This window comes from Halococcus thailandensis JCM 13552 (assembly GCF_000336715.1).
GTDB lineage: Archaea > Halobacteriota > Halobacteria > Halobacteriales > Halococcaceae > Halococcus > Halococcus thailandensis.
Map to the genome: position 1 here is coordinate 51,670 of NZ_AOMF01000171.1, position 9,971 is coordinate 61,640.

General features: G+C 67.2%; 12 protein-coding genes. 10 read left to right on the plus strand and 2 right to left on the minus strand.

Annotated elements, in window-relative coordinates:
• Nucleotide 1 precedes the first annotated feature (1 nt).
• The 8 genes from C451_RS16530 to C451_RS16565 all read left to right on the plus strand — a co-directional run bounded on the left by C451_RS16530 (nucleotide 2) and on the right by C451_RS16565 (nucleotide 7,203).
• Entirely contained in the window at nucleotides 2-181 is a 180-nt protein-coding gene (locus C451_RS16530; RefSeq protein WP_007742333.1) for a DNA-directed RNA polymerase subunit K, read from the plus strand.
• Nucleotides 178-1,377, plus strand: coding sequence for a phosphopyruvate hydratase (eno, locus tag C451_RS16535; RefSeq protein ID WP_007742334.1), 1,200 nt, complete (start codon nucleotides 178-180; stop codon nucleotides 1,375-1,377). The genes C451_RS16530 and eno overlap by 4 nt, the downstream gene beginning before the upstream one ends.
• Entirely contained in the window at nucleotides 1,374-2,135 is a 762-nt protein-coding gene (gene rpsB / locus C451_RS16540) for a 30S ribosomal protein S2 (RefSeq protein WP_007742335.1), read from the plus strand. Before eno ends, rpsB begins: the two co-directional genes overlap by 4 nt.
• A gap of 127 nt (nucleotides 2,136-2,262) precedes the next feature.
• Nucleotides 2,263-3,246: a mevalonate kinase gene (gene mvk / locus C451_RS16545; RefSeq protein ID WP_007742341.1), complete on the plus strand. Its 984-nt coding sequence runs from the start codon at nucleotides 2,263-2,265 to the stop codon at nucleotides 3,244-3,246.
• Nucleotides 3,243-3,971 carry an isopentenyl phosphate kinase gene (locus tag C451_RS16550; RefSeq protein ID WP_007742342.1) on the plus strand — a complete coding sequence of 243 codons (729 nt, stop codon included), beginning with the start codon at nucleotides 3,243-3,245 and terminating at the stop codon, nucleotides 3,969-3,971. The genes mvk and C451_RS16550 overlap by 4 nt, the downstream gene beginning before the upstream one ends.
• A 168-nt stretch (nucleotides 3,972-4,139) precedes the next feature.
• Entirely contained in the window at nucleotides 4,140-5,486 is a 1,347-nt protein-coding gene (locus tag C451_RS16555) for a ribonuclease J (protein WP_007742343.1), read from the plus strand.
• Nucleotides 5,483-6,526 (plus strand): geranylfarnesyl diphosphate synthase, encoded by a 1,044-nt coding sequence (gene idsA3, locus C451_RS16560; protein ID WP_007742353.1) that lies wholly within the window; start codon nucleotides 5,483-5,485, stop codon nucleotides 6,524-6,526. The genes C451_RS16555 and idsA3 overlap by 4 nt, the downstream gene beginning before the upstream one ends.
• 47 nt (nucleotides 6,527-6,573) lie before the next feature.
• The gene (locus tag C451_RS16565) at nucleotides 6,574-7,203 is read left to right on the plus strand and encodes an SDR family oxidoreductase (protein ID WP_007742354.1); all 630 of its coding nucleotides are present in this window, start codon (nucleotides 6,574-6,576) and stop codon (nucleotides 7,201-7,203) included.
• 3 nt (nucleotides 7,204-7,206) lie between these two features.
• Here C451_RS16565 and C451_RS16570 read toward each other — a convergent pair whose 3' ends face one another.
• The gene (locus tag C451_RS16570; protein WP_049913180.1) at nucleotides 7,207-7,635 is read right to left on the minus strand and encodes a DUF5804 family protein; all 429 of its coding nucleotides are present in this window, start codon (nucleotides 7,633-7,635) and stop codon (nucleotides 7,207-7,209) included.
• Nucleotides 7,636-7,811: 176 nt separating this feature from the next.
• Here C451_RS16570 and C451_RS16575 point away from each other — a divergent pair, with 176 nt between their 5' ends.
• On the plus strand, nucleotides 7,812-8,216 hold the full coding sequence (locus tag C451_RS16575; protein ID WP_049913189.1) for a VOC family protein: 405 nt from the start codon (nucleotides 7,812-7,814) through the stop codon (nucleotides 8,214-8,216).
• A gap of 96 nt (nucleotides 8,217-8,312) precedes the next feature.
• Nucleotides 8,313-9,131 (plus strand): transcriptional regulator TbsP, encoded by an 819-nt coding sequence (gene tbsP, locus C451_RS16580; protein WP_152420487.1) that lies wholly within the window; start codon nucleotides 8,313-8,315, stop codon nucleotides 9,129-9,131.
• Here tbsP and C451_RS16585 read toward each other — a convergent pair.
• Nucleotides 9,125-9,970, minus strand: a complete 846-nt coding sequence (locus C451_RS16585; protein WP_007742359.1) for an SDR family NAD(P)-dependent oxidoreductase — start codon at nucleotides 9,968-9,970, stop codon at nucleotides 9,125-9,127. The genes tbsP and C451_RS16585 overlap by 7 nt on opposite strands.
• Nucleotide 9,971 lies beyond the last annotated feature (1 nt).

Genomic DNA, 9,971 nt, shown 5'->3' on the forward strand with positions numbered 1-9,971 from the left:
GATGGCAAGCCAACGCTACAACCGCTACGAGAAGGCACGCATCATCGGCGCGCGAGCGCTCCAGATCGCCTACGGCGCGCCCGTACTGGTGGAGACCGAGAGCACCGAGCCGATCCTCATCGCGGCCGAGGAGTACGACGCCGACGTGTTGCCGTTCACCGTCAAGCGGGGTGAGCGATGACGCTCGTCACCGAGATCCGGCTCCGGGAAGTGCTCGACTCGCGCGGCAACGCGACCGTCGAGGCCGAGGTCACGACCGAATCCGGCGGATTCGGCCGGGCAGCCGCTCCGAGCGGCGCGAGCACGGGTGCTCACGAGGCGACCTCACCGCCAGCCGGCGAGGCGATCGCCGCCGCTCGCGAGCACGCCGTTCCGCGCATCGAGGGGCAGGTCTACGCCGGCGATCAGCGTTCGATCGACGCGGCGCTGCGCGCCGCCGACGGCACCGACGACTTCTCGACGATCGGCGCGAACAGTGCCGTCTCGATCTCGATGGCCGCCGCGAAGGCGGCCGCCGACACGCTCGGCGCGCCGCTGTACCAGCATCTCGGCGGTGCGTTCCGCGGCGACGAGATGCCCACACCGCTCGGCAACGTCATCGGCGGCGGCGAGCACGCGGCCGACGCGACCGACATCCAGGAGTTCCTCGCCGTGCCGATCGGCGCGCCGAGCGCGTCCGATGCGGTCTTCGCCAACGCGGCGGTCCACGAGGCGGTCGGCGAGATCCTCGCCGATCGTGGCGTGCCCGCTGCGAAGGGTGACGAGGGCGCGTGGGCACCGAACATCGACGACGAGGAGGCGTTCGAGGTCGTCGCCGAAGCGACCGACAGAGTCGCCGACGACGTCGGCTTCGCGATCAGCATGGGCCTCGACGTGGCCGCAGCTGAGATGTACGACGCCGACGACGGGGTCTATCAGTACAGCGACACCGAGCGCACGCCCGACGAGCAGATCGAGTACGTCGGCGAGCTCGCCGACGAGTACGATCTCGCGTACGTCGAGGACCCACTCGACGAGGAGGACTTCGCGGGCTTCGCCGATCTCACCGATCGGGTCGACGAGACACTGATCTGTGGTGACGACCTGTTCGTGACGAACGTCGAGCGCCTCGAACGCGGCATCGAGGCCGACTCGGCGAGCGCCATTCTCGTCAAGCCCAATCAGATCGGCACGCTATCGGACGCCGTCGACGCCGTCGAACTCGCCGTCGAGAACGGTCTCACGCCGGTGATCTCTCACCGGTCGGGCGAGACCGAAGACACGACGATCGCACACCTCGCCGTGGCGACCGCCGCCCCGTTCATCAAGACGGGCGCGGTCGCCGGCGAGCGAACCGCGAAACTGAACGAACTCATCAGAATCGAGGAAACCGCATGAGCGACAACGAAGAGGGTCTCGAAGCGGCCGAAACGGAGATCGACGAGGAGCCGACCGGCGAGGCCGGCGCGAATCCCGCCGAGGACCCCGACACAGACGTCAGAGACGAATCGAGCGACGACCAAGCCGACACCGACACGGGTCCAACCTTCGACGAGGACGTGATGGCCGACGAGGAGGCCGACCTCCTCATTCCCGTCGAGGACTATCTGAGTGCTGGGGTCCACATCGGCACCCAGCAGAAGACCCAGGACATGGAGCGGTTCATCCATCGCGTACGCACGGACGGGCTCTACGTCCTCGACGTGGGCCGGACCGACGAGCGCATCCGCACGGCGGCGGATTTCCTCGCGAACTACGACGCCGAGAACGTGCTCGTCGCCTCCTCGCGTCAATATGGTCGGTTCCCGGCCGAGAAGTTCGCCGACGCGATCGGCGCGCGTGCCCGGACCGGACGGTTCATCCCGGGAACGCTGACCAATCCGGACTACGACGGCTACATCGAACCCGACGTGCTCGTCGTGACCGACCCGATCGGTGACTCGCAGGCCGTCACGGAGGCCGTCACCGTCGGCATCCCGGTGATCGCGATGTGTGACTCGAACAACTCCGTGAGCAACGTCGATCTCGTCGTGCCGACGAACAACAAGGGGCGACGGGCGCTGTCGGTCGTCTACTGGCTGCTCGCCAACGAAACCGTCGATCGCACCGGCGGCGATCCGGGCTACGCGCTCGAGGACTTCGAGGAAGGCATCTGAGAACCGATCACGGGCGGACCGGCGTTCGACGATAGCAATCACGAGTCTCTTTCATCACTCCGGGAATCGATCGGGCGGTCGCCGACGCATTCGCAACGACTGTTAGGCTCGCCCGCAGAGAACGCGCATGGCGGTCTCAAGCGCCCCCGGGAAGGTCTATCTCTTCGGCGAGCACGCGGTGGTCTACGGCGAACCCGCAGTGCCCTGCGCCATCGAGCGCCGCGCGACGGTCGAGGTGTCGGCGCGCTCGGACGGCCGGCTCCGGGTCGATGCCGGCGATCTCACACTCGATGGGTTCACCGTCGAGTACGGCGGCGACGGTGCGCCCGACGTGGACGTCCCGCAGTCGCTGGTCCAGGCCGCGACCGGCTACGTCGACGGTGCGGTCGCACAGGCCCGTGACGCGGCCGACGCGCCCGACGTGGGCTTCGACGTCGCCATCGAGAGTGCCATCCCGCTCGGCGCGGGACTCGGCTCGTCGGCGGCGGTCGCGGTCGCAGGTATCGACGCCGCGACGCGCGAACTCGGCGTCGAACTCTCCACCGAAGAACTCGCCGAGCGCGCCTACCGGGTCGAACGTGAGGTCCAGAGCGGCGAGGCCTCGCGTGCGGACACGTTCTGCTCGGCGATGGGCGGCGCGGTCCGTGTCGAGGGCGACGACTGCCGCCAACTCGACGCGCCGAACCTGCCGTTCGTCATCGGCTACGACGGTGGCGCGGGCGACACCGGTGAACTGGTCGCGAGCGTGCGCGCACTCCGCGAGGAGTACGATTTCGCCGCCGACACGGTCGAAGCCGTTGGCGATCTCGTCCGCCGGGGCGAGCGCGCGCTCGACGAGGGCGACATCGCCGAGCTCGGGCGGCTGATGGACGTCAATCACGGTCTCCTGAGTGCGCTCGGGGTCTCGTCGCGCTCGCTCGACGCGATGGTCTGGGCCGCCCGCGAGGCGGGTGCACGCGGCGCGAAACTGACGGGTGCGGGCGGCGGTGGCTGCATCGTCGCGCTCGACGAGAGCGAAGCCAGCCGGACGGCGCTCGGCTACACGCCGGGCTGTGTGGAGTCGTTCCGCGCGGAACTCGACTTCGAGGGTGTGCGCCGGGAGGACGGATGACCCTTATCCTCAAACTCGGCGGGAGCGTCATCACCGACAAGCAGCGCCCGGAGACGCTCGACGAGGAACATCTCGCGCGCGCGGCCGCAGCGATCGCGGAGCACGACGAGGAGCTGGTGCTCGTCCACGGCGGCGGGAGTTTCGGCCATCATCACGCCAGCGAGCACGGCATCAGCAGCGAGGCGGGGAGCCACGACGTCACCGGCGCGTTCGCGGTCCACGATGCGATGCGACGGCTGAACGACGCTGTGCTCGCTGCCCTCCACGAACGCGACGTGCCTGCGCTGCCGATTCACCCTCTTTCGGCGGCTGCGCGGGACGGCGATGGCGAGCTCTCGCTGTCGACGCCAGTCGAAACGATGCTCTCAGAGGGGTTCGTGCCGACGGTGCAGGCAGACGTCATCGCCCACACGGGGGCCGGCGTCACCGTCGTGAGTGGCGACGAACTCGTCGTGGAGCTCGCCGAGCAGTTGGATGCCGAGCGCGTGGGACTGTGCGCCGGTGTTCCTGGGGTGTTCGACGAGGAGGGAAAAGTCATCGACCGCATCGAGTCGTTCGCGGCGGTTCAGGAGGCACTTGGCGGGAGCGACGCGACCGACGTCACTGGGGGTATGGCCGCGAAAGTCCGGGCGCTGCTCGACATGGATGCGCCGGCATCGGTGTTCGGGCTGGATGGGCTGGAGGGATTCATCGACGGCGAATCGCCCGGGACGCGCGTCGGCTGAACGACGGTTTCTATACTGCGTGGCGACCCACGGAGTTTATACCACCCCTGCCCATAGCCCCACCTATCCGAGAGACCGCCCCGGGTGCGGTTCGGGGCGGGCGGGCGGGTCACGCGACCGGCCAGCCAGTCCTTCATGCACGCTGCGGGCGGCTCGGGAGCAACAACTATGGAAATCGATATCGCGACAATCGGCGGCTACGAGGAAGTCGGCCGGCAGATGACGGCCGTGCGGGCGGGCGAGGACATCGTCGTCTTCGACATGGGACTCAACCTCTCGAAGGTACTCATCCACGACAACGTCGAGACCGAGCGAATGCACAGTCTCGACCTGATCGACATGGGTGCGATCCCCGACGACAGAGTGATGAGCGACCTCGACGGCGAGGTCCAGGCCATCGTCCCCACCCACGGCCACCTCGACCACATCGGGGCCATCTCGAAACTGGCCCATCGCTACGACGCCCCCGTCGTGGCGACGCCGTTCACGATCGAACTGGTCAAACAGCAGGTCGAATCGGAGGAGAAGTTCGGCGTCGGCAACGATCTCGTCAAGATGGACGCCGGTGACTCGATGGCAATCGGCAACGGGCTCGAACTCGAGTTCGTCAACGTCACCCACTCGATCATCGACGCGATCAACCCCGTGCTTCACACGCCGGAGGGCTCGATCATCTACGGACTCGACAAACGGATGGATCACACGCCGGTGATCGGCGACCCGATCGACATGGATCGCTTCCGCGAGATCGGCCGCGAGGGCGAGGGCGTGCTCTGTTACATCGAGGACTGCACGAACGCGGGTCGCAAGGGCCGCACCCCGAGCGAGCAGCACGCGCGCAATCACGTGCGCGACGTCCTCTACAGCATGGAGGACTACGACGGCGGGATCGTCGCCACCACCTTCTCCAGCCAGATCGCCCGCGTCAGCTCCATTGTCGAGTTCGCCAAGGACATCGGCCGTCAGCCCGTGCTGCTCGGCCGCTCGATGGAGAAATACTCAGGCACTGCCGAACGCCTCGACTTCGTCGACTTCCCCGACGATCTCGGTATGTTCGGCCATCGCCAGTCCGTCGATCGGACGTTCAAACGAATCATGAACGAGGGCAAGGAGAACTTCCTGCCGATCGTCACGGGCCACCAGGGCGAGCCGCGCGCGATGCTCACCCGGATGGGTCGCGGCGAGACGCCCTACCAGCTCGACGAGGGCGACAAGGTGGTCTTCTCGGCACGGATCATCCCCGAGCCGACCAACGAGGGCCAGCGCTACCAGTCCGAACAGTTACTCAGAATGCAGGGCGCGCGCATCTACGACGACGTCCACGTGTCGGGTCACATGTCCCAGGAGGGCCACTACCAGATGCTCGATGCCATCCAGCCCCAGCACGTGATCCCCGCGCACAACGACATGGAGCATCTCGCGCGCTACGTCGATCTCGCCGAGAGTCAGGGCTACCGGATGGGCCGTGACGTCCACGCGACGCGCAACGGCAACGTCATCTCGCTGGTGGAATGAGCGCCCCGGCGTCGACAGTGAAGACGGCCGTCGAGAGCCGGCGGGAACTCGTCAACGCGGCGTTCGACGAGCGACTGCCGATCGAGGAGCCAGAGCGACTCTACCGTGCCTCGCGCCACCTGCTCGACGCCGGCGGCAAGCGGCTCCGACCCGTCGTGACGCTGCTGGTCGCCGAAGCGCTCGTCGACGGTGACGTGGCTGGCGAGCAGTACGAGGCCGTGCCGACGCTCGACGGGAGCGACGAGATCGATCTGATGGCGGCGGCGGCGAGCATCGAGACGATCCAGTCGTTCACGCTGATCCACGACGACATCATGGACGACGACGACCTCCGACGGGGCGTCCCGGCCGTCCATCGGGCGTTCGACACCGAGACGGCGATCCTCGCCGGCGACACGCTCTACTCGAAGGCCTTCGAGTTCATGCTCGAAACCGGCGGCCGACCCGAGCGCATGGTGCAGGCGCTCTCGGAGCTCGCTCAGACCTGTACGCGCATCTGTGAGGGCCAGTCGCTCGACGTCGAGTTCGAGCGCCGCGAGGCGGTCACGACCGACGAGTACATCCACATGGTCGAGCAGAAGACGGCGGTGCTCTACGCGGCCGCTGCACGGGTCCCGGCGCTCCTGCTCGGCGCGGATCAGGAGACCGCCGACGCGCTCGGTGCGTACGGGCTCGACGTCGGCCGTGCGTTCCAGATCCGCGACGACGTGCTCGATCTGACGGTGCCGAGCGAGCAGTTGGGCAAACAGCGCGGCAGCGACCTCATCGAGGGCAAGCGAACGGCGGTGACGCTGCACGCCCGCGAGCAGGGCGTCGACGTCGAGTCGCTCGTCACGACAGACGACCCGGACGCCGTGACCGAAGCCGAGATCGACGCCGCCGTCGCCACGCTGGAGGAGGCCGGCAGCATCGAGTACGCGCGAACGTTGAGTCGCGATCTCGTCGAGCGCGGTAAATCCCGGCTCGACGTGCTGCCGGACAACGAGGCACACGAGCTGCTCGCCGGGCTGGCGGAGTATCTCATCGAGCGCGGCTACTGACCCCAAGGAAGCGGACGATTTAGGGATCGGCGGGCCGTACCGTGCCCATGAACGTTCTCGTTGCGGGCGCACATGGACAGGTCGGCCAGCATATTACCGAACTCCTCAGCGACAGCGATCACGAGACGACGGCGATGGTGCGCACCGAATCGCAGGTCGACGAGATGGAAGCGTTCGGCGTCGAGACGGTCGTCGCGGATCTGACCGAGGACGTCGCACACGCGGTCGCCGGCCACGACGCGATCGTCTTCGCGGCTGGTTCGGGCGGCGAGGACGTCGAGGGTGTCGACCGCGACGGAGCGATCCGGATGATCGAGGCCGCCGAGGAGGAAGGTGTCGAGCGGTTCGTCATGCTCAGTTCGATGAACGCCGACGATCCCGAGGCCGGTCCCGACGAACTCACCGACTACCTGCTCGCAAAGCAGGCGGCCGACGACCGCCTGCAGGAGAGCGAGCTGACGTACACCATCGTCCGACCCGGCGCGCTGACCGACGAGTCCGCGACCGGGGAGATCCGGGCAGCGACGAAACTCGATCCCGGCGAGATCACGCGCACCGACGTCGCGCGGACGCTCGTGACGGCGATCGACATGGCGAGCACCCACGGCGAGACCTTCGAAATCCTAGCGGGCGACGAACCGATCGAGAGCGCGCTCCGCTCGCCCACCGGCGAGTGAGTTTCAGCCCTCGTACTCGTCCTCGGTGATCCGGACGACGAGTTCGTTTTCGTGATCGAACTGCTCTTCTCCTGTCGCAAACGACGGCGCGGCGAGCGCCCCCTCCTCGATCGGATAGAGTTTGTACGTATCGCCGGTCTCGCCGGGCAGGACGTGTCCGTCACGGATCGACTCGGCGAGTGGGCGTGAGAGCCACTCGGTATCACTGATCGATGGATCGCGGACGAGCGCGTCGCTCGCGAAGCGGACGAGATACCAGTTCAGATCGTTGAGCAGCGAGACGGCCGCGCCGAGACTCACGGTGGTGAGCGAGAGCGTGTTCGTGTACGGCTCCGCGAGATCGTACGTCGAGAGCGCGCGCCGGGCGGTCTCGCGCGAGAGCAGTTCGTAGCGGAGCTCGCAGTCCCCGCCGACGAGACAGACCTGCGTCACGGCCGGAGGGACGACGGGCGCGCTCAAAGCCGTTTCGTCGCCCGTTTTCGGTCGGCGCTCGTCGGGACGGCACGCGGCTGGTGGGCGAAACCGGTTCGAAGGAAATCGATCGCTCGGAACCGGTGGAATCGCTGCCCGTGCAGCGGGCTTTTGCTCCGGCGGCCGCTAGCGGTTACATGGCATTCGAACCGGTCGATCTCGACCACGTCGCGATTCGCGTCCGCGATATCGACGAAGCGCTCGAATTCTATCACGATCAGCTCGGGCTCTCGATCCGCGATCGCGAGCGTTTCGAGCGCGACGAAGTGCCGTTCGTCGCCGTCGCCGCGGGCGGGCGACATCTCCATCTCGTCCCGACCGACGAGCCGTTCGACGTCGATGGCGAGCATATCTGTATTCTCCTGCGCTCGAACGAGACCGACACGCGCGAGGCGATAGGGCGACTGCTCGACGACCTCCGCGAGGCCGGCATCGAGGTCGAGGACGACGAGCCGCACGAGCGCCTCGGCGTCTACGGCCGCGACTGGGCGGCCTACGTCCGCGATCCCGACGGCCGCCGGATCGAACTCAAACTCCACTGATCGGACGGCCTGGCGATGGATCCCGGCTCGATTTAAACAGCTAGAGTCATTCGTTACGTCGCTCCGGCTCATTGTCCCATCCGGATGAGTCTCACAATGCAGCCACCCCTGATCGAAAAGAACGTCGCCGATGTCTGCCGGACGGTTCTCGACGACGCCACCGAGGACGTGCTCGTAGTCGGCCCCTCGCCGACGGTCGTCGATGGACTGGTAGCGATGCTCGCCGACCGTGAAAACGGGCCATCGGTCCGCTTGCTGGCCACCGAATCGGTGCTCAAAGCGTCGGTGAGCGAGTTTACCGACGCGAGCGTCATCGCCGATCTGGTCGCCGACGAGAGCCTGTCGCTGCGGATGAGCGCCGAGCGCCTCGACGGGCCGCTGTTGGTCACCGACGACCGGGTCGTCTCGCTCGTCACCACCGACGAACGGACCGCCGGGCTCGCCACCGACGACGCGGCGTTCGTCGATGCGGCGCGCGAGGCGTACACCGACCGCTGGGCGGCTGCCGAACCGTTCAGACTCCGCACGCCGCCGCTGTCGCGCGTCCAGGAGAGCCTCGAACGGGAGTTCGATGAGGAACTGGCCGCCGACTTCGAGCGCATGCGCATCGCACTCGCCGAAGCGGACGACGATCTCGACGAGGTGGACATCAGCCTGCTCGCGGCCGCCCGCAACGAGGCGCTGCTGTACGACATCAGCACCTGGGGCGAGGGCGTCGGTATCGCCAGCCGGGCGACGTTCTCACGGAAGAAGACGCGTCTCGAAGAGGGCGGCCTCATCGAGACGGAGAAAGTACCGATCGACGTCGGTCGCCCGCGTCTGCGCCTCTTGCTCGGCGACGATCGTCTCCGAGGGATCGATGCCGACGAGGTCGTGAGCGTGGCGGTGGAACTGCTCGCTGCGGCCCGTCAGTAGGTCAGCGTGTAGCCGCCGTCGAACAGCAGATCGCCGCCGTCGAGGTGGCTCGCGTGCTCGGAAAAGCCCATCGTGAAGACGTTCGCCACCTCGATCGGATCCATCATCTCTTTGACTCTGGCCTCGCCGAGCATGACATCCTCGACGACCTCCTGTTCGCTGATGCCGCGCTCCTCGGCGATGTCGGCGATCTGGTTCGTCACGAGCGGGGTCTTCACGTAGGCCGTCGAGAAGGAGAACGCGCGGACGTCGCCGTCGCCCTCGGCGGCGATCGACTGGGTGAGCCCCCGGAGCCCGAACTTCATCATGTTATAGGCGACCTTGTCGCGCGTGACGTAGTGGCCGTGGATCGAGCACATGTTGCCGACCGCGCCGCCGTCGCCCTCGCGCATGTGCGGGAGACAGCCCTTCGTCAGCGCGAGCGGCGCGCGGAGCATCGCCTCCTGCATCATGTCGTATTTCTCCATCGGGAACTCCTCGATCGGGGCCACGGTTTGCAGGCCCGCGATGTTCGCGAGGAAGGTGATCTGCCCGCAGTCGGCCGCTTGATCGACCACGCGATCGATGTCGTCGTCATCGGTCAGATCGCCAGTGACCGTCTCGACTGTCCCGTCGAGATCGAGTGCGTCGTGTTTGGCGACCGTCTCGTCGAGCCCGTCCTCGTCGATGTCGGTCGCCACGGCCGTCAGCCCGTTGTGGGCGAGCGCGAGCGCTGTCGCTCGGCCGATGCCCGAGCCAGCGCCGGTGACGAGCGCGACGTTGTCGCTCGTGAACCTGGTATCGTCGAGCGTCAGCACGTCCTCGCGTGCGAGTTCCGGTGGCTCCGTGGGGTCGGTCATG

Coding starts and splice junctions, on each gene's coding strand:
- mvk (WP_007742341.1), top strand. CDS start 2,263: ATGGCGGTCTCAAGCGCCCCCGGGAAGGTCTATCTCTTCGGCGAGCAC.
- C451_RS16585 (WP_007742359.1), bottom strand. CDS start 9,970: ATGACCGACCCCACGGAGCCACCGGAACTCGCACGCGAGGACGTGCTG.
- eno (WP_007742334.1), top strand. CDS start 178: ATGACGCTCGTCACCGAGATCCGGCTCCGGGAAGTGCTCGACTCGCGC.
- C451_RS16550 (WP_007742342.1), top strand. CDS start 3,243: ATGACCCTTATCCTCAAACTCGGCGGGAGCGTCATCACCGACAAGCAG.
- tbsP (WP_152420487.1), top strand. CDS start 8,313: ATGCAGCCACCCCTGATCGAAAAGAACGTCGCCGATGTCTGCCGGACG.
- C451_RS16565 (WP_007742354.1), top strand. CDS start 6,574: ATGAACGTTCTCGTTGCGGGCGCACATGGACAGGTCGGCCAGCATATT.
- C451_RS16555 (WP_007742343.1), top strand. CDS start 4,140: ATGGAAATCGATATCGCGACAATCGGCGGCTACGAGGAAGTCGGCCGG.
- C451_RS16530 (WP_007742333.1), top strand. CDS start 2: ATGGCAAGCCAACGCTACAACCGCTACGAGAAGGCACGCATCATCGGC.
- rpsB (WP_007742335.1), top strand. CDS start 1,374: ATGAGCGACAACGAAGAGGGTCTCGAAGCGGCCGAAACGGAGATCGAC.
- C451_RS16575 (WP_049913189.1), top strand. CDS start 7,812: ATGGCATTCGAACCGGTCGATCTCGACCACGTCGCGATTCGCGTCCGC.
- idsA3 (WP_007742353.1), top strand. CDS start 5,483: ATGAGCGCCCCGGCGTCGACAGTGAAGACGGCCGTCGAGAGCCGGCGG.